This is a genomic window from Streptomyces sp. NBC_01217, from assembly GCF_035994185.1.
Lineage (GTDB): Bacteria > Actinomycetota > Actinomycetes > Streptomycetales > Streptomycetaceae > Streptomyces.
In genome coordinates, this window is the sequence record NZ_CP108538.1 from 8,538,111 (window position 1) to 8,556,723 (window position 18,613).

Below are 18,613 nucleotides of genomic sequence, written 5' to 3' on the forward strand. Positions count from 1 at the left end.
TCCGTGCGATGAGCACACGAGCACGGATTCTGGAAGAGGCGGCGCGCCTGGTCGCGGAGTCGCCGAACGGGGAGATCTCCACCCGGGCCGTGTGCGAGGCTGCACAGGTGGGGGCCCCGGCGCTCTACCGCCACTTCGGCGACAAGGAAGGCCTGCTGTCCGCGGTGGTGGACCACGGCTTCGACAAGTACCTTGCGACGAAGCGGCAGCGCGGCGAGAGCGCGGACCCCATCGAGGACCTGCGCAACGGCTGGGACAGTCACGTCGAATTCGCCCTGCAGAACCCGAATCTGTACCGGCTGATGAATTCACCGGCCATGCGCACCCCACCGGCCGCGGCTCTGGAGTCCCACAGGATCCTCACCAAGGACCTGGAACGGGCCGCGGCCGTGGGCAGGCTGCGGCTGGCCCCCGAACTGGCCGCGCAGATGGTGATGTCGGCCAACGTGGGCGTGGCGCTGATGCTGGTCGCCCGCCCCGCGACCTTCAGGGACACGAGCACGTCCCGGCGGGTACGCGACGCCGTTCACGCCCAGATCTTCACCCCGGACGCGGCAGGCGCCCCCACCGACGCGGACGGCACGGGGGCGACCTCGTCCGGGGCCTCCGTACCGTCCACCGCGGCCCGGCTGAGCGCGCTCCTGCGGCAGACGCCCGATCCCGCACTCAGCCCGGCCGAGGGCGCCCTCCTGACGGAATGGCTCAACCGCCTGTCGAACGCCCCTCGCGACCGCTAGGGCCTCTGTCCGGTCCTAGATCCCCGTGCGGTCCGCATCGGAGTCGAAGTCCCCGGAGAACGCCGCCGCCATCCGCAGATGACCGGTCGCCTCCTCGCTCCGCCCCTGGCGCTCAAGGGTGCGGCCGAGCATCAGCCGCGCATAGTGCTCCACCGGGTCGCGCTCCAGAACCGCCCGCAGCTCCGTCTCGGCCTTGCCGAGCCGGGCCGAGTGATAGTACGCCCGGGCCAGCAGCAGACGCGGAGAGACCTGCTCCGGCACCTCCTCGACCAGACCCTCCAGAATCCGGGCCGCGGTCGTGTACTCCTTCGCCTCGAAGAACATCTGCGCACGGTCCCAGCGGTCCGCGGCCGTACCGAACTCGAAATAGGTGTCGTTCACTTGACCTCCTCGTTCACGGACCGTCCCCGGATCGCTCCGGACCTGCCCCCATCACTGACCCAGCTGGACGCCCGGCCACCTTCAGTCACCCGAACATGGCACACTGGTTGAATATTCCACTAAATAATCGGCGTGGGTACCGGCACCCCGGGCCCCCACGGGAATAGGTTGAGCGCCATGAGCAATCTCGATCGCCAGGCCGCACTCTCCGTCTGTGGAGGGCGGGGCTTCGTCGTCGCCGAACCTGTACGTGAACTCCTCACTCCGCGCCATGTCCAGCTGGGTGAGTCCACCGAGGTCCGCAGGCTGCTGCCCAACCTGGGGCGCCGGATGGTCGGCGCATGGGCCTTCGTCGATCACTACGGCCCCGACGACATCGCAGGCGAACCCGGGATGCAAGTGCCGCCCCACCCCCACATGGGCCTGCAGACGGTCAGCTGGCTGCACGACGGTGAGGTCCTGCACCGCGACAGCCTGGGCAGTCTCCGTACGATCCGCCCGCGCGAGCTGGGACTGATGACCTCCGGCCAGGCCATCAGCCACTCCGAGGAGAGCCCGAAGTCCCACGCGAGGTTTCTGCACGGCGCCCAGCTCTGGGTCGCCCTGCCGGACGCCCACCGTCACGTCGAGCCGCACTTCCAGCACCACACCGAACTGCCGGCCATCACGGCCCCCGGCCTCACCGCCACCCTGATCCTGGGCGAACTCGACGGCGCCACCTCGCCCGGCACCACGTACACCCCGATCGTCGGCGCCGACCTGTCCCTGTCCAGCGGCGCCGAGACCCGCCTGCCGCTCGACCCGGACTTCGAATACGCGGTGCTCTCGATGTCCGGCCAGGCCGAGGTCGACGGCGTACCCGTGCTGCCCGGCTCCATGCTCTACCTCGGCTGCGGCCGCACCGAACTCCCCTTGCGCGCGGCCACCGACGCGGGCCTCATGCTCCTGGGCGGCGAGCCCTTCGAGGAGGAGATCGTCATGTGGTGGAACTTCATCGGGCGTTCCCACGAGGAGATCGAGGAGGCCCGGAAGGGCTGGATGGAGAGCTCCCGCTTCGGCGAGGTGAAGGGCTACGACGGTGACCGGCTGCCCGCTCCGGAACTCCCGCCTGTCGCGCTGAAACCACGTGGTCGGGTGCGCTGACCTGGTGTGATGCACCTGTTGCGAGTCGCCTTTGTCAAGTGCTGCCCCGACCGCCACTGGCGGGAGGGGGTTGTCGGGATGGGGATATTCCGACTGTGCTCTGTTTTCCTCCGGCCAGTGGTCAGTGGCTCGTGGCAGCCTCTCAGGCGACGGTCGCCGGGGTGTCCCGCAGGGTGACGTTGGCGTGGCTCTCCTGGAAGCTCTGGTCGGAGACCAGAGTCAGCCGGGCTGTGGACTGGAACTCCGGGAGAGTGGCGGAGCCGCAGGAGACCATCGTGGTCTTGAGCTTGGCGATGGTCAGGGCGAGCCCTTCGTTGAGGTCGCCGGCGTAGGGGACATAGCCATCGACGCCCTCCTCGAAGATCAGCCCCTGGCCACCCTGGCCGTAGCGCTGCCAGTTGCGGGCCCGGTTCGAGCCTTCGCCCCAGTACTCCTTCACGAAGCCGTCCCGGGTGGCGAGTTTCGCGCCGGCGGCCTGGTCGAAGCGGGCGAAGTAGCGTCCCATCATGACGAAGTCGGCGCCCATCGCCAGTGCCAGGGCCACGTGGTAGTCGTGCACCAGTCCGCCGTCGGAGCAGATCGGTACGTACTCGCCGGTGCGATCACGGAAGGCGTCCCGGGCCGCGGCGACGTCCAGCACCGCGCTGGCCTGGCCGCGTCCGATGCCCTTCTGGTCGCGGGTGATGCAGATGGAACCGCCGCCCACGCCGACCTTGACGAAGTCCGCTCCGGCCTCGGCGAGGAAGGTGAAAGCTCTGCCGTCGACCACGTTGCCGCCGCCGGTCGGGATCTCCGGGTAGTGCTTCTTCACCCAGGTCAGGGCTTGCGCCTGCCAGTCGCTGTAGCCGTCGGAGGAGTCGAAGCACAGGGCGTCCGCTCCCGCTTCCAGCAGGGCGGGGACGCGCTCTCGGTAGTCGTGGGTGTTGATGCCCGCGCCCACGCGCAGGCGCTTGGCCGTGTCCACGGCCTGGTTCGGGAAGCGCTTGTTGTCCGTGTAGTCGGACCGGAACACCAGATACTGGAGATGGCCCTCGGCGTCCACCAGCGGGAGGCAGTCCAGCCGCTGGTCCCACAGCCGCGCGTTGGCCTCGGAGAGCGTGGTGTCGGCGCCGGCGTGGGGCAGTTCGGCGATGGCCGTCATCCGACCGCTCACCGGTCCGTCGAGGTCGTGGCGCTGGGGGTGGAAGTCGCGGGAGGTCACCAAGCCGAGCAGGCGGCCGCTGGCGGTGCCGTCGTGCGTGACCGCGGCGGTGCTGTGACCGGTACGTTGCATGACGGCGAGCAGGTGGCTCAGGCTGTCTTCCGGACGGACGTTGGTGTCGCTGGTGACGAACCCTGCCTTGAAGTTCTTCACCTGGCGGACGGCTGCGGCCTGGTCCTGGATCGACTGGTTGTGGTGCAGGAAGCTCAGACCGCCGTTGCGCGCGATCGCGATCGCGAGTTCCGGTGTGCTGACAGCCTGCATGATCGCGGAGGTGAACGGGGAGCCGAGTTCGATCGCCGACTGCTCGCCCACGACGTGCCGCACCAGAGGCGTGGACAGGTCGACCGTCGCGGGCGAGCAGTCGGTCCGGGTCCGGTTCGGCAAGAGCAGAAACTCGTTGAACGTCCTTGAGACCTCGGCGATGATCTGTGCCACTCGTTCCTCCTGAGCCGTCGACCGGGGCCCGGCTGCCCGGCCGTGAAGACCGTCCCTGGTCCCAAGACGCGGGCAGGCAGGTGCAGGCATGGCAGCCGTGGAGGTGCCACGAACTGCGGCAGAGCCCTGACCAGCCCGTATCGAACCGGGTGCGGTCGTGACCTGGCACCCTATCGACTGCCCCGCCGCTGTACGAATCGCCTCCTGTTCACCGACGATCGCCGCCGGCGCGGCATCCAGCTTGTCCCAGCCGTCCTCGCCTGCAGGGGGCCGAGAGTTCCCAGACGCCGTGGGCGCTCCACCGGCCGAGGGTCATGCGACAGGTTCGTGCCTCTGAAGTCGAGGCCGGAGACGGGCGTCGCCGTCAGTATCTGGGAACCAACTCCCGGTCTTCGCGCCGCCCCGTGCCGCCGGTGACTGCACGGAGCCACATCTGTTGCTCATGGCGGTGTCGGGCAATGGGAGCAGGCTGCTCCCGGACCACCACACTCTTTGCTCATTGATTTCAGAGCATGATGAGCAGACGCGTCTTCGGCTTGAGCTTCCTGTTCACCGAACGACTCTGTACGTACACCTCCAATTTGGGGTTGTTCCCTGCCTTTACGGAGACGGTCCCCTGGACATCCGAACCGAACAAAAGACTGCGCGCCGCGTCGCCCGTATAGGCGCGGTCGGTGTCCTTCTCGACCACGATGACTTCCTTGTTCTGCTGAACCTGAGCCCGGGTGCCCAACTGGTAGTAACACGAACCACGTTCGTACGTCACGCCCGGGTGCGAGTTGACGAAGGGGCGAATCTCGACCTCCTTGTCGACTTTCAGAAGCCGGTACTTGTCGGCCGGAATCGGTTCGAGGTTTGCCCGCACCTCGTCAACCGATATGTCCTGACCGACGGCGAACAGGTTCTTCGTGCCGCGTACCCCCTGCTCTCGCCCGCGGAGGAAGCTGGTGGCGGCAGCGCGCACGGTGCCGATCGCCTCCTCGACGCCCTTCTGGGAATCCGCATCCCAGATGGCGATGTTCCCGGCCGGGAAGCCGTAGTTCTGGGCGGTCCGCTTGGCCAGGGAGTTCGGAACGAGGATCGCGGAAGTCCAGTGGCCCGGAAGCCCGCCCATCTTCGCCGTGATCTTGTCGAGCCAGGGGCCGAGGATGGCCATGTCGCCGTCGTGCCGCCTGTCGCCACCGGAGGCGTTCTCCTCGCCGTCCGTCACGACGATCTGCAGGAAGCTGTGCTCGCCGTATTCCTCCCAAATATGGCCCAGGTCGTCCAGGGACTTCAGAGAAGCCTCGATGAGGGCCGTAGCGCCATTGTTGACCTGGTACAGCCCGCGCATGGACGGCAGATGCTTCACGTCCATGTCCCAGACCAGGTTCTCCACCTTGTGGTCGAAGGAGTAGAGGCTGATCCGGGTCTCGTGGCCGAGGCTGTCCGACTCGGACTTCAACCCCGCCACGAATTCGTCCACAACTTGAATGAGCTGGCCCTGGTGCGGACGCATTGAACCCGAACAGTCCACTACCAGCGCGACGTGATTCACCTTGTGCTGGATCTTGTTTGCGGACACGTTTGTGCTCCCCCTCCGAGGCTCCCCGAGTGATGTCTTCACTCTATGAGGAGGCACTGACAACGGCGTTTGACGCTCGATCACCTGCCTGCGTCCAGGGATGGCGCCGTGACCTCGTCTTCGACGCGATCGGGAGCGCTCGCGGCACGGCGGTAGCCAGGGTTCAGGCGCCCACACCGCAGGATGCGAAGCGAGGCAGGCTGACTTCTCCCGGCCCTCCACTTCGTCGCCATTCCCATGGCGCACCGTGCGCGTCCCGCAATCACGGATGGTTCCGGCCTCCGACCGCTGCGACTCCGACGGCCGCCGTGTGACGGTGCGATCGTGGCTGAGAGGTTGCGGCGGGCGGTTGAGGAAAGGCTGGGGCATGGACCTCAACGAACTGCGGCGCCGGGCTCTGCGTATCCATGACCTCTACGACGAGCTGAACCTGAGGGAACGCGGCCGGGTGTGGACACGCGAGGAGTTCATGATCGGCTTCGTCGGGGACGTCGGAGATCTGGCAAAGATTGTCATGGCACAGGAAGGCGCCCGTGACATGCCGGGCGGCCGTGCCGCTCTGGAGCACGAACTCGCGGACTGCCTGTGGTCCGTGCTGATCCTTGCGCACCGGTACGGCGTCGATCTGGACGCCGCGTTCCTGCGCACGATGGACGAGCTCGACCAGTCGATCACTGCGCGGGTAGGACGCGATGCCGGGTCGGGGTGACCGTGGCCAGGGCCGCCCGAACAGGGATCTCGGTATGGCGTACCCCACCGGCCCCGGGTGCCCTGCCATGGTGGTCAGGCTTCCCTTGCTCTGGTGACGCGACGTACGGCTGTGGCGAGTCCGGTGTCGTCGACGGCGACGTTGGTCATGGAGGGGTTCTCACGGGTGACGATGGCGGTGAGGACGTGGCCTGGTGGGACCTGGACGGTGGCGGTTACACCGAGTTCGGGCATGAGGCGTACCGCGTCGTACCAGCGGACCGGTCGCTGTACTGCTTGTGCGAGGTCGTCGATGACCTTTTCGGGGGCGTGGAGGAGTCGTCGGCCGGTGGTATTGGCGAAGTAGCTGCGCTGCTGTTCGCCGTGTTCAGTCCGGGCCAGTGCGTGGGCCACGGCCCGTGCGGTGTCGGCTTGCAGGGGGCAGTGCGAGGCGACGTTCACGTCGAGGACCTTCAGGTCGCGGGCGCCGGCGGCCGGGGCGTATCGACGTAGGGTGTCGAGTGCCGTGCGGGTGCCGCTGACGACGATCTGATCGGCCGCGTTGATGTTGGCGATCCACAGCGGATCGGCGTCGGTTGCGATGGTGGCGAGGAGCTGCCGGGTGGATGCCAGGTCCAGTCCGCTCAAGGCGGCCATCGACCAGGTTCCGTCGGCGCAGGCGCGCTCCATGCCGGCTCCGCGTACGTGAACAACGCGCAGGGCGTCACCGAGGCTGAGAACACCGGCGAGGACAGCTGCGGAGAAGGCGCCGACGGAGTGCCCCGAGACGCTGTCGGCCCGCAGGTCGTGGTCGTCCACCAGCGCGCGGGCGGTGACCACACCGGCGATGAGCAGTGCGAGTTGGGCGTTGGTGGTGGAGCGCAGCGCCTCGGAGGTGTCGAGTTGTGCCGGAACGTCGTCGAAGGAGCGCAGCACGTCGCGGGCTTCGGTGTGAGCCCGGGCCGCGGCGGGGGAGTCGGGCAGGCTCTGGAGCATCCCTGCCCGTTGCGATCCTTGTCCCGGGAACAACAGGGCAACACTCATCGCATCTTCCTCAGCTCTGGCGGCGGCCGGGTGAGAGGTCACCCGGTCCGTCGGTTGCCACGGCTCGGAGACCTGCGCGCGTGTCACCAACTGCGGTCCTCCGCTGGTGCGCAGCACCAGAGTCCGCGGGTCGGTGGCGAGTTCGGCCAGGACGACGGCGCCGCCCGCGGTCTGGAGTTGGCAGTCCACCCGCGCAGGCAACGCGGACAGCCGACTGATGAGCTCGGCGGCCCAGGCCGGGGACGGCAGGGACTCTGTCCGGATGAGGAGGTCGAGGTCGCTGGTCGCCGTGGTGGTCAGCCGTCCCGTAGCCAGCTCGAAGCCGACGCTTCCGGTCGGTCCCCACGGGAGGCCGAGACCGTGCAGGATCGGTGTGGCCTCTTGGAGGGCGGACAGAGCCGGTGTGCGCGCGGGAGCGGAGACCGACACGGGCCGCAGGTCCTCGGGCCGGCGGCATGCGATGGCTGCCTCGATCGGCATGAGGAGGGCGTGCCGCTCGTGCCGGGCACGGCCGCGGACCCCTACGGCCAGCTGCCCGGCCGGTGCTGTGCCGCGCCGCACGACGACCCACGGCGCGGCGGCCAGGGAAGGGCGCACCCAGGCCGGTTCGGAGCCGGTCAGGTGCGCGCCGGGATCCGCGATCCGGAGTAGGTCGTGCGGCCGGTGACGCCTCATCGGCTCAGTGCTCGTTCCACTGTCGGGCCAGGGTGTCGCGCACGGCCCGGGATGCTTTGCGGTTCTTCTCCGCCCCTTGGGAGTCGAGCCGGTTGGACAGGTCGGTGGGACCTGAACGCGCCCGCGCGATGGCGTCGCTGATGGCCTGTGCCACGTTGGTGATGTCGCGGTCGGTGGGGGACTCGGCGTCGTCGACCTCGAGCAGGCCGTCGCAGAACCCGAGTGTGGCCCAGTCCCGAACGTCGTAGGACAACGGCGGGATGGTCTTGGCGAGTTCATCGAGCTGCTCGACGGTGCGCATGGTGATGTGCGCCGCCGCCTGCTTGTGCATGGCGTGGATCTGCACCCCGGGATCGTCGAGTGCGAGGATCTGCGAGGCCTGGAGTCCATGCGTGAGGAATCCGCCGGAGAGGGCTTGTCCGACCACGAGGGTGACGAGCGGGTGTCCGGCGACGCGTGCGGCTTCGGTGGCGTCGATCGCCGTCGCGATGGCCTGGTGCAGTCCGGCCATCTCTTCGATCCGGCCATACGCCTGACTGGGCAGGTCGACAACGGCGACGATCGCGCGGCGCTCGGTGGCCCCTTCGTCCTGCGCGGTGATCTCCCGCATGGCGCGGGCCAGTGCGGCGCATTCGGTGAGGCCGACCTGTCCCTGGCGTGCGCGGTAGAAGGGGTTGTCCGGGTCGGGGACGACGGCCAGGTAGACGATGCCGTCGGTGTCGGCCCGCAGTACCGATCCGATGACCGGTCGTGGCGTGGTGCCGTCGGCCAGTGCGGTGATCCACCGGCGTCCTCGTTCGCTGGGCTGCATCGAGGAGTGCGCGGCGTCGGAGTGCGGCTCGCTGCCACTGCCGCGTCGCCGTGGCGTCTTGCCCGTGGAGGGTACGTCATAGGTGTCGCCCCACATCTCGCGCAGCTGGGACGGCTCCGGTGGGTCGGCGGGGTCGAGTGTGGCCAGACGCGCTTCGAGGACATCGAGCCGCTCGCTGCGGTACGAGCCCGGGGAAGCGGTTTTGGCGCTGATCGCCCTGCGGACGGCGTCTCGCAGTTCGTCGGCGTCATCGGCGACGAGGGTGTCGGCCAGGCCGGTGAGGCGGCGTTGCTCGCCGCCGTCGACGGCCCAGATCAGGCGGCGGTCGGTGGAGTCGAACTCTTCGGCACCTGCTTCCTGCTCGATGACGGCCGCGCCGTTGAGCCCGATCCTGGCTTCGGGGGTGACGATCACGTGGGTGCACAACCCCGTGGCGATGCTCACTCCGCCGAAGGAGCCCACCGACCCGGCGACGACGCCGACCACTGGTGCGAGCGGCCGCAGTTCGAGCAGTGCGGAGCAGATCTCGGCGACCGCGTTGAGTCCCAGGTTGCCTTCCTGCAAGCGCACGCCGCCCGTCTCCAGCAGCAGCACGGCGGGGACGGGAGTCCCCGTGCGGCCGTCGGCGGCGGCCAGCCGGAGAGCCTGCGCGATCTTGGCTCCGGACACTTCGCCGATGCCGCCGCCTTGGAAGTCCTGCTCGATGGAGACGACCAGCACCGCGGTGCCGTCGATCGTGCCGCGAGCGATGACCACACCGTCGTCGGACTGAGGGGTCACGTCCTGTGGCTCGAGCCACGGCGACTCCAGGCGTTCGAAGGGGCCGCACAGTACACGGGCCGAGCCGTCGTCCAGCAGTACCTGCGCGCGGGCGAGAGCATCGAGCTCAAGGAAACTCTCCCGGTGCAGCACACGCTGCCAGTCGACGCCGCGTCCGTCGGACGTGGCTCCCAGCGCACGGGCCGTCTCGGCAGCGGTGTCCGTAGTGGTGGTCATGACGTCTCCCCTGCAGCGGCCGTGTCGTGTGTGGCGCCGGCGACTTCGGCAGCCTGCTGAAGCCGCAGAGTGACCAGGGCAGGCGTGGCGGCCGAGTCGTTGAGTTCCCACGTGCCCAGTACGGGAGTGCGCGCGAAGAAGCGTTCCAGAGTGGTCTGCCACACCTCGTCGAAGCCTTCGACGCTGGTGCGGACCCGCACCTGGGCATAACGATCGGAGTTGCCGCTGCCGTCGGCCGGCTCCAGCAGGATCTCCAGGTCCCCGGAGCCGACGACGCCGACGTGCGCCCGGTGGGCCGGGCGCGTCGAGGCAGGGAACTGAAAGGTCAAGGTGCGCATGTCAGTGGCTTCTTTCCGCAAGGAGAGCGACGGGGGCGGCCGAGTCCAGGAAGAGTGCGGCGGCGAGGACATCGCCGCTACCGCCGGCCGAGAGGCGACGTCGGCGGCAGACGGCGTCGAGACGGTCGAAGAGTGCGCGGCCGGGAGCCGTGCTTGATCCGCCCGCGCGCATGATCGCTGAGGTACCCTCGCGCACGGTCCGCAGGCCCTCGGGGCCGCCCCGGTGCAGCAGACAGGTGTCCTCCAGCGTCGCCATCGACGCCAGAAGCGCGTCGGTACGGGCGATGTGCTCACCGAGTCCGGCTGCGCGTGCCGCCTCAAGCGTCGGCAGGGCAACGTGTCTGGCGTGCGGAAACCCCCGCCGGGCTTCGCCCCTGGCACCGGACGCTCCGTATCGAAGACGGGCATGGTCACCGTGCGAGGGCGCCCGGGCCGGCAGCGCCGGGTCGTCCATGGCGGCCAGCCGCGCGGCGAACCTGCCGGCCCCGTCGATGCTGCCGGTCGCGGCCAGCCCGGCCGCCAGCAGCCCGAGCGCCCACAGTGCGCCGCGGTGGGTATTGACCCCACTGGTGGCGTGCAGCATGCGTTGCTCGCCGTCCCGTCCGATGGCCCCGATCAGTGCCCTCAGGCCAGGTCCGAGGGGCGTGGACATGGCAGCCTTCGCGCACCGGGCGATCGGCACGGCGAGCGCGTCGGCGGACGCCAGCAGCAGGGCGAGGTTCATGTCGTCGTGCGCCCCGCCGCGCGCGTCCACCAGACCGGGTTTGGGTGTGAGCATCGCCTCGTCACGCAGTGCCTGCGCCGCCAGAGCCCCGAACGTGTCCGCCACGTCGGGCCGCAGAGGCTCTCGCGGCGCGGCCAGGACATTGGGAAGGTCAGGCGTGGTGGTCATGAGGCCCTCACCAGTTTCGGAACCTGGCCGGCGGCTCGTACAGGCCACCGGACCAAGCGACCAGGTCTCCGATGCTGCGTGCCGCGAGCAGCGACCGGGTGGCCAGTGAGGTGTCCACCTTCAGGTCGGACGGCAGTGCCACGAGGCCGTCACTGCGGAGCCGTTCGAGAGCACCGGGGTCGGCGCTGCGGCCCAGGGGGGTTACGCCGGCGATCGCCGCGAGGGCGGCCTTCCGGTCTTCGAGGGACGTCGCCTTGTACAGGTAGGCGATGCCTTCCTCGGTGACCACGTGGGTGACGTCGTCGCCGTAGATCATGACGGGTGGAAGGGACATGCCTGCGTCGTGGCCCACGCTGATCGCATCGAGCGATTCGACGAAGGTGGGGGTGCCGCTGGACTGGAAGGTCTCGACCACCTGCACGACCAGCTTGCGGCCGCGCATTCCCGCGCCCTCACCGTGTTGCAGGTCCAACCACGCGGGCGTCGAGTGCCGCCGCCCGTGCGGATCGTGCCCCATGTTGGGTGCCCCACCGAACCCCGACAGCCGGCCCTCCGTGACCGTCGAGGAGTTCGCCTGCGCATCCATCTGCAACGTGGAGCCGATGAACATGTCGATCGCGTACTGCCCAGCGAGCTGGCACAGCACGCGGTTGGACCGCAGCGAGCCGTCCGCGCCGTTGAAGAACACGTCCGGCCTGGCAGCGACATACTTTGTCATGCCCGACTCGCCGCCGAAGCTGTGGATTGTCTCCACCCAGCCCGACTCGATCGCCGGGATCAGCGTGGGGTGCGGATTCAGCGCCCAGTTGCGACAGATCCTTCCCTTCAGCCCCAGCTGCTCCCCGTATGTCGGCAGAATCAGTTCGATGGCGGCGGTACTGAAACCCACTCCATGGTTGAGCGATACGACCTGATGACGCTCGTAGATCCCGCGCAGCGCCATCATCGCCTGCAGGATGTGCAACGGGCCGATGCCTTGGGGATCGCGCGTGAACAAGGGCTCCAGGAAGAACGGCCGGTCGGCCTGTACGACCAGATCCACCCAGTCACCGGGAATGTCGATACGAGGCAGCTCGCCCTCACCGACGATTTCGTCCGCCTGCACGATGACGACACCGTCGTGGAACGCGGTGGCCTCAACAATGATCGGCGTGTCCTCGGTGTTCGCTCCGGTGTAGAGATTGCCGTGCTTGTCGGCTGCGGATGCGCACACAAGTGCGATATCCGGTCGAAGGTCGATCACCATTCGCGCGTACAACTCGACGTACGTGTGGATCGCGCCGATCGACACGGTTCCGTCCGCGACGAGTTGCGCGATCCGCACGCTCTGCGGGCCCGCATAGGCGAGGTCCAGCTTGGAGGCGATGCCTTCCTCGAAAAGATCCAGGTGTTCGCCGCGCGAGACGGAGCCGATCAGCATATGCAGGTCGTGCAGCCTTTTCGGGTCACAGGCCGCCAAGGTTCGCGACAGGAAGTCCGCCTGTTTCTGATTGTCACCCTCCAGGGCCACCTTGTCACCCGGGCGGATCACCGCTTCCAGCACCTGGCCCAGCTCATCAGGCTTGATCAGCCTTCCGTCGGAATGCCGTGCGGCACTCGCCAGGCGCTCTCGCTTGGCCGTTCGACGCTTGTTCCAGACCGGATCAGTTGCCGCAGCCGCGGTCGTCATGGATACTCCCGTCCCGCCACCCGAATCAACGCGAGTCCAGGCGACTCCCGGCAGGTTCCCTGTGCCCACCGAGGAACGGCGGCGCGAGTCGAGCTCGAAACCTCACAGCAACGCGTCCCGGTGTGCCAAAGCAGAGGGCTTATGTGCGAACGATTTCGACCATATCCAGGCCGCTGGACGCTGTCCATTGCAACTCTTTTCCCGGAGAGATGCATTTCCGCAAAATGCAGGTGGTCCGGGCACTCGCCCTGATACGTCGCCACGGCCGAATCCCGGCAAGTGAACTTGGCGGCTGCCGAGTTGAGAGCGTCTCCACATACACCGAACGGCCAACTCTCCTGCCGCATTTGACTGGGTGCTGCGTTTTCGGGGCTGCCGGCGGTGGTCGTGGAGTGTTGTGGATGACGTGATCTGGTCTGCTGGAGGTAGTGAACGGAGCCGGGTGCATCACGCCGATGCCGATCCCGCCCAGTTACGACGAGATCGTCGTGACGAGGAAGTCCAACAGCTCGTGGCAGAGCAACGATCCGCAGGGCCGGGTGTACAGCTTCGAGCTGACCGTCACTGCCGTCAGCAGGGCAGGCGGCGAGGGAAAGGAAACGCGAAGGTTCCGGATCTCGTTCGACCTGCGAACGGCACATGGGACGAAGGTCGAAGCGTCCGGTGTCGATGTCACGCATGAGGACGGCAAGGTGTACATCGACTCCCGGGCGGATCAGCTGCTGGAAGCGGGGAACTCGCGGCCCGTCGCCGTACAGATCACTGTGCCGGGCGATCCCGCCGAGCTCCCGACCGAGTATCCGCTCGACGGGCTGAAGGCCGTACGTCTGGCCTGACACCCGCCGCCGGGCCACCGCATGGAGCGCGCTGTCATGCGTTCACGGCCGTAGGTCCGGCGGCGCCGCCGGACCTGTGGCGGTGACGTGCGCCGTGTCCCTGATGTGCACACCATGAGCCCGAGGTGCTACTGCTCGGTGCTGGACAGGTGCCGGCCGGCCCGTGGGGAGGTGGGGGAGGGCCGGCCGGCCCGTGGGGGGAGGGGTGTGTGCCGGTCAGAGGGCCGGCACGTAGTACGGGGAGACGTTCAGCCAGCCGTTGGCCGCCGCGCCGTTGCGCGTGCCGCTGGTGGTCTTGGCCAGGGTGTACCAGGAGTCGACGTAGTCCGGGTCGTCGGTCCACCAGGAGGCGGGGATGGCGTCGAGGACCGCGTCGGCAAGGGGGATGTACACGCCCTGGTCGGTGATCGTCAGCAGGACCGTGACGATGGCCTTGGCAAGCGACTGGTAGTTGGTGTCGCCGTCGTCCTCCATCATGACCGCGTCGGCCAGGCTGTACTTGTAGTTGGACCAGTTCACGAGGACCTGGTTCGGGTAGTACGTGGTGTTGTCCGTGTTCAGGTAAGGCATCTCGACGGTGTCGACGCGCGGCTTGCCGTCCGTGCCGAAGCCGGTGACGAGAGTGAAGATCTCGGCATCACCCTTGACCCAGGGCTCCTGGTCGTCGGAGAGCCGAACCGAGTTGATCAGGGTGGTGTCGATGCCCGTCGCGGCCAGTGGCGCGGCGGTTGTCACCTCGGCGGCCGGGGCCGGGACATCGAGCCCATTCGCCTCCAGGGCCCGGTTGACGACCTTCAGCCCTTCGGTGACCGCCTTGGTGCCGTCGATGTCGACGATGTAGACGGGCTGCTCGGGGACTGATTCGACGGCCAGTTCGTGGGCGGTGCCCCTGCTGTCGTACGCGGTGAACGTGGCATCGTCGTCGGACGGGGCGGCGGCAACCAACGGGGCCCTGCCCGCGGTGAGCCGGGACTTCATCGAGGCGTCCGCCAGGCCCACTCGCAGCAGCGAACCGATGTCGCTGCTCAGGCCCTTGGCGGTGGCGACTTTCTGGTCGGCGGTGGCCACCTTCGAGGCGAGGCTCTTGCCGGCGGCAGTGGTGGAGCCGCTGGTCAGCGCCCGCAGGTCCACCGAGTCCGCGGCCAGCGCGGCTGTGCGTACCTGTCTCTTCCAGGCCGGATCGGCCAGGGACCTGGCGAGGGCGAGAGCGGTTGCGTCCTCTATTCCGGAGACCGAGGCCGCCCGGGTGGTTGCGGTCGCGGCGGTCTCGGTCTGCGCTGCCAGCGCGGTGCCCTGAAGGGGGATCAGAGCGGTTGCGGCCAGAACGACCCCGGTCAGGGCCGTGCGCAGCGGAGTGGATGCGGTCAAGGCGATCTCCTGCTGAATCAGTGGTGCATCACGGTGGTGGGCAGGTCTTGTCTATGCGGGTAGACCCGTCTGTATGAATGTGCATGACAAGGTGTCGCCAAACCATCCGGGCGCAAAATCTCTCGTGCTGTGCGGCCCGGCCGGACAGATCTGGGGAATTGTCCGTCACCGGCAACCGGTGCCCCCTTCTCCCGGTGAGGGTTCGCGGCGCGCCACCGTCCGGATCCGGTCGATGGAGGGGCCGGGCGGGTTCGCGAGGGCCGGATTGCCTTCCGGAGAGGTCTCCGTTAATCTCTCAATCAATACGGAGACCTCTCCGTTTACTTCTCGATGCAGGAGACTTCCATGCGCTACGTGAAACTCGGCAACACCGGACTCGATGTCTCCCCGATCGCGATCGGCGCGATGACCTACGGCGAACCCGACCGCGGGCATCCGGTGTGGTCGCTCGGCGAGGAGAACAGTCGCTTGCTGATCAAGCACGCGCTCGACGCGGGAATCAACTTCTTCGACACCGCGAACATGTACTCGCAGGGCTCCAGCGAGGAGATCCTGGGGCGTGCGCTGAAGGACTTCGCCGACCGCGACGATGTGGTGATCGCCACCAAGCTGCGCCACCCGATGCGCTCGGGTCCCAATGGGAAGGGCCTGTCCCGCAAGGCGATCATGACCGAGGTCGACCACAGCCTGCGCCGCCTCGGCACCGACTACATCGATCTGTACCAGATCCACCGCAACGACCCGAGCACTCCGTTGGAGGAGACCCTTGAGGCCCTCCATGACCTGGTGAAGGCCGGAAAGGTCCGCTATCTCGGCGCGTCCTCGATGCACGCGTGGGAGTTCGCCAAGGCCCTGCACACACAGCGGGCGCACGGATGGGCCCGGTTCGTTTCCATGCAGGACCACTACAACCTGCTCGCCCGTGAGGAGGAGCGCGAAATGCTCCCGCTGTGTGGCGACGAAGGGGTCGGCACCATCGTGTGGAGCCCACTGGCCCGCGGTCGCCTCACCAGGCCGTGGAAGGAGCAGACGGCACGGTCCGCCACCGACGGCTTCGCCGATCTGCTCTATGCCGCGAACGCCGACAGCGACCGGGAGATCGTCGATGCCGTCGGCGCCGTGGCCGAGGCCCGTGGCGTCAGCCGGGCGCAGATCGCGCTCGCCTGGCTGCATGCCAACCCGGTCGTCGTCGCACCTCTGGTCGGCGCGAGCAGGACCACGCACATCGACGACGCGGTCGCCTCGCTCGACATCGACCTCGCCGGCGACGAGATCGCCCGACTGGAGCGGCACTACACCCCGCGCCACGACTTTCAGGGCATCTCCGACGACGCCGAACTGCAGCGCATCATGGACCGTGTGCCGCAGTTCGCCCCCGCCAAGTCCTGATGCACGCTGCCGCACCGTGAGAATCGGTGGTCGGGCTGAGCGGAAATCGTCGTGGTGGTGGTGATGCGACGCTCGGTGCCGAGGAGGAGCCCGTGGGATTCCAGGGGTTCCGCGCTGACACCCGCGTCGACCAGGACTCAGTCAGGCGCGGGCAGAGCAGATCGCCCCGCAGGTGGCCGCCTCCCGCGCTCCCACTGACCCGGACGGCGAGGAGGCCGGATGCGCCGCAGTTCCGGTATGACACCGGCCGACCCGGAGCCCACTGAGCCGATCGTTCAGGAGCGTGTGCGCAGGCCGTCGAGGGTGAGATCGAGCAGGCGCTGGGCCTGCTGCCGGCCGACGGGGCCGGACGGGACGCGCCACACGCAGCCCATGATGAGGAGCACATCGTCGGGGTCCAGGCCCGGGCGGATGGAGCCGTCGTCCTCGCCGGCCTTCAGGAGCGTGCGAATGGCCCCGGTGACCGGGCCATGGGTTTCGTTCGTCACCGTGTCGTGGTTGGTGGTCGTGAGGGCGTCGCCCAGGCCGCGCTTGATCGCGATGTAGGCCGCGAGGCGCTCGAACCAGCGGCGCAGGGCCTCAAGGGGCGGCTCGGTGAGCAGCAGTTCGGGCGCCCAGTCGACGAGTTTCTGCACCTCGGAGCGGAAGACCTCCAGGACGAGCGCCTCACGACTGGGGAAGTGACGGTAGAGCGTGCCTGGCCCGACACCGGCGCGTTTGGCGATGGAGTTGAGGGAGGCGTTGCCGTCCTCGGTGAGCGCCTCGCGAGCGACAGAGAGAATCCGCGCGCGGTTCTGCTGCGCATCACTTCGCTGGCTCATGGTGCCTTTCCTCGTTCCGCGGCTCCGTGCTGTGCAGCCGTATCGACGCCTGTTGTGGAGGGTTCTCCACCAAATTCAAACACACTGTGTGCCGCTGGCCCGGCCGCCCCTTCTGCCGAGCGTGCTTGCTGTCCCCCTCGGCCGGATCGGCCGAGGGGGACAGCTCTGCCCGGGCACGTGCCGGCGCCTGCGCAAGCACGGACAGCACCCGGCTGCGCGGCCGTCCTAGCCGACGGCGTGGTCCGGCTGGTGGGTGGCGGAGGAACGCCGTGCGAGGAGGGACGCGCAGATCTCCCCGGCCCGTACGGCCGTGGTGGACAGCAGGGTCGAGGTGAGGCCGTGGGTGTGTTCGGTGCCGCCCTGGAGGTAGATGTCCGCGGTGACGTTCGCGGCGGTCTCGACCCGGTGGTCGCGGCCGACGCGCAGGGCGTCCTCCTCGTCGCGCAGGCAGATCTTGGCGACTTCGCCGAGATTTTCGCCGACCCCACGGGGCTGGTAGCCGGTCGCGTACACGAGCAGGTCGGAGGCGAGGACCGCCCGTTCGCCGGTCGGCAGGAACTCGACCGTCACCTCCACGTCGTCCGTGCGTGCCGCGACCTCGCGGATGCGGGACACGTTGAGCATCCTCAGCCGCTGCCTGCCCCGGACCTTCTCCTGGTACATCGTCCGGGACAGCGACTCGATCAAGTCCAGGTCGACCACGGAGTAGTTGGTGCTGCGGTGGTAGTCGTGCAGGGACTGCTTCACGGCGGTCGGTGCCTCGTAGAACACGTCCACGGCCTCGGGGTCGAAGATCCGGTTGGCGAACGGGCTGTCGTCGGCCGGCGTGTAGCCGTACTTGGCGAACACGGAGCAGACCTCGGCGTCGGGGAAGCTGCGGTGCAGGTAGTCGACGGCCTCGGCGGCGCTCTGGCCCGCGCCGAGGACGACCGCGCGGTGCACCTTCCTGCCCGAGCTCAGGAGTTCGTCCACACGGGGCAGCAACTCGCTGTTGTGCCAGACGCGCTCGGACAGGGCGGCATCGGGCGGGAGATGCGGCTCCAGGCCCGTCGCCACGCAGAGCGTGCGGGTACGGCGGACGGTGAGCTGCCCCGGCGCGGCGGGGTCGCGGGTGGCGACGTCGTACCAGCGCACCTGGCCGTCCTCGGTGACGGGCCGTACGGAGACGACCTCGGCGGAGTACTCGACGAGGTCGTCGACGCGTGCGGCCGCCCACTCGAAGTAGTCGTGGAACTCGATGCGCAGCGGGAAAAGGGTCTTCTGGTTGAGGAAGTCGACAAGCCTGTCCTGTTCGCGCAGGTAGCACAGGAAGGTGAAGTCGCTGGTCGGGTCACGCATGGTCACCAGGTCCTTGAGGAAGGACACCTGCATGGTGGCGTCGTCGATGAGCATGCCCCGGTGCCAGCCGAACCGCGGCTGCCTCTCCAGGAATGCCGCGCGCAGTCGCTCGCCTTCCGGTGCTGCCGAGTTGTGCTCGTGCAGTGCGATCGCGAGTGCGAGATTGGACGGGCCGAACCCTATGCCCAGGACGTCATATGTGTAGTCCGCCCCGCTGTGCACTGTCGTCACTGCGTCATCGCCTTCCGTAGAGGGGGCACGGTGTTTCCCGAGAAAGAACGCAGG

Annotated in this window: 16 protein-coding genes; 5 read left to right on the forward strand and 11 right to left on the reverse strand. The window is 68.2% G+C overall.

Features of this window, described 5'->3' with window-relative positions:
• Window positions 1-8 precede the first annotated feature (8 nt).
• Window positions 9-737 carry a TetR/AcrR family transcriptional regulator gene (locus OG507_RS38115; RefSeq protein WP_327371667.1) on the forward strand — a complete coding sequence of 243 codons (729 nt, stop codon included), beginning with the start codon at window positions 9-11 and terminating at the stop codon, window positions 735-737.
• A gap of 15 nt (window positions 738-752) precedes the next feature.
• On the opposite strand, the gene OG507_RS38120 is transcribed toward OG507_RS38115, so the two are convergent.
• Window positions 753-1,118, reverse strand: coding sequence for a tetratricopeptide repeat protein (locus OG507_RS38120; RefSeq protein WP_327371668.1), 366 nt, complete (start codon window positions 1,116-1,118; stop codon window positions 753-755).
• A 177-nt stretch (window positions 1,119-1,295) separates the two neighbouring features.
• On the opposite strand from OG507_RS38120, the gene OG507_RS38125 reads away from it, so the two are divergent.
• Window positions 1,296-2,261 (forward strand): pirin family protein, encoded by a 966-nt coding sequence (locus tag OG507_RS38125; protein ID WP_327371669.1) that lies wholly within the window; start codon window positions 1,296-1,298, stop codon window positions 2,259-2,261.
• Window positions 2,262-2,403: 142 nt separating this feature from the next.
• Here the strand turns inward: OG507_RS38125 and OG507_RS38130 are convergent, their stop codons facing one another.
• Complete coding sequence (locus tag OG507_RS38130) at window positions 2,404-3,900, reverse strand: IMP dehydrogenase (protein WP_327371670.1); 1,497 nt, start codon at window positions 3,898-3,900, stop codon at window positions 2,404-2,406.
• A gap of 505 nt (window positions 3,901-4,405) precedes the next feature.
• Entirely contained in the window at window positions 4,406-5,464 is a 1,059-nt protein-coding gene (locus OG507_RS38135) for a vWA domain-containing protein (RefSeq protein WP_327371671.1), read from the reverse strand.
• Between the two features lie 367 nt (window positions 5,465-5,831).
• Here OG507_RS38135 and OG507_RS38140 point away from each other — a divergent pair, with 367 nt between their 5' ends.
• Entirely contained in the window at window positions 5,832-6,173 is a 342-nt protein-coding gene (locus OG507_RS38140; protein ID WP_327371672.1) for a nucleotide pyrophosphohydrolase, read from the forward strand.
• A 74-nt stretch (window positions 6,174-6,247) separates the two neighbouring features.
• Here OG507_RS38140 and OG507_RS38145 read toward each other — a convergent pair whose 3' ends face one another.
• From OG507_RS38145 to mdcA, 5 genes are read right to left on the reverse strand one after another with little or no spacing between them, the layout of a single operon-like run.
• On the reverse strand, window positions 6,248-7,870 hold the full coding sequence (locus OG507_RS38145) for a malonate decarboxylase holo-ACP synthase (RefSeq protein WP_327371673.1): 1,623 nt from the start codon (window positions 7,868-7,870) through the stop codon (window positions 6,248-6,250).
• Between the two features lie 4 nt (window positions 7,871-7,874).
• Complete coding sequence (gene mdcD / locus OG507_RS38150) at window positions 7,875-9,677, reverse strand: biotin-independent malonate decarboxylase subunit beta (RefSeq protein ID WP_327371674.1); 1,803 nt, start codon at window positions 9,675-9,677, stop codon at window positions 7,875-7,877.
• Window positions 9,674-10,015 carry a malonate decarboxylase acyl carrier protein gene (gene mdcC, locus OG507_RS38155; protein WP_327371675.1) on the reverse strand — a complete coding sequence of 114 codons (342 nt, stop codon included), beginning with the start codon at window positions 10,013-10,015 and terminating at the stop codon, window positions 9,674-9,676. Before mdcC ends, mdcD begins: the two co-directional genes overlap by 4 nt.
• Before the next feature lies 1 nt (window position 10,016).
• Window positions 10,017-10,907: a triphosphoribosyl-dephospho-CoA synthase gene (locus tag OG507_RS38160; protein WP_327371676.1), complete on the reverse strand. Its 891-nt coding sequence runs from the start codon at window positions 10,905-10,907 to the stop codon at window positions 10,017-10,019.
• A gap of 7 nt (window positions 10,908-10,914) precedes the next feature.
• The gene (mdcA, locus tag OG507_RS38165) at window positions 10,915-12,576 is read right to left on the reverse strand and encodes a malonate decarboxylase subunit alpha (RefSeq protein ID WP_327371678.1); all 1,662 of its coding nucleotides are present in this window, start codon (window positions 12,574-12,576) and stop codon (window positions 10,915-10,917) included.
• 455 nt (window positions 12,577-13,031) lie between these two features.
• Between mdcA and OG507_RS38170 the strand changes: the two genes are divergently transcribed.
• The gene (locus OG507_RS38170) at window positions 13,032-13,412 is read left to right on the forward strand and encodes a hypothetical protein (protein WP_327371679.1); all 381 of its coding nucleotides are present in this window, start codon (window positions 13,032-13,034) and stop codon (window positions 13,410-13,412) included.
• 216 nt (window positions 13,413-13,628) lie between these two features.
• On the opposite strand, the gene OG507_RS38175 is transcribed toward OG507_RS38170, so the two are convergent.
• Complete coding sequence (locus OG507_RS38175; protein ID WP_327371680.1) at window positions 13,629-14,780, reverse strand: DUF3103 family protein; 1,152 nt, start codon at window positions 14,778-14,780, stop codon at window positions 13,629-13,631.
• Between the two features lie 345 nt (window positions 14,781-15,125).
• Here OG507_RS38175 and OG507_RS38180 point away from each other — a divergent pair, with 345 nt between their 5' ends.
• Window positions 15,126-16,169 carry an aldo/keto reductase gene (locus OG507_RS38180; RefSeq protein WP_327371681.1) on the forward strand — a complete coding sequence of 348 codons (1,044 nt, stop codon included), beginning with the start codon at window positions 15,126-15,128 and terminating at the stop codon, window positions 16,167-16,169.
• A 275-nt stretch (window positions 16,170-16,444) separates the two neighbouring features.
• On the opposite strand, the gene OG507_RS38185 is transcribed toward OG507_RS38180, so the two are convergent.
• Window positions 16,445-16,990 (reverse strand): TetR/AcrR family transcriptional regulator, encoded by a 546-nt coding sequence (locus tag OG507_RS38185; protein WP_327371682.1) that lies wholly within the window; start codon window positions 16,988-16,990, stop codon window positions 16,445-16,447.
• A gap of 225 nt (window positions 16,991-17,215) precedes the next feature.
• Window positions 17,216-18,559 (reverse strand): lysine N(6)-hydroxylase/L-ornithine N(5)-oxygenase family protein, encoded by a 1,344-nt coding sequence (locus tag OG507_RS38190; protein WP_327371683.1) that lies wholly within the window; start codon window positions 18,557-18,559, stop codon window positions 17,216-17,218.
• Between the last annotated feature and the right edge of the window lie 54 nt (window positions 18,560-18,613).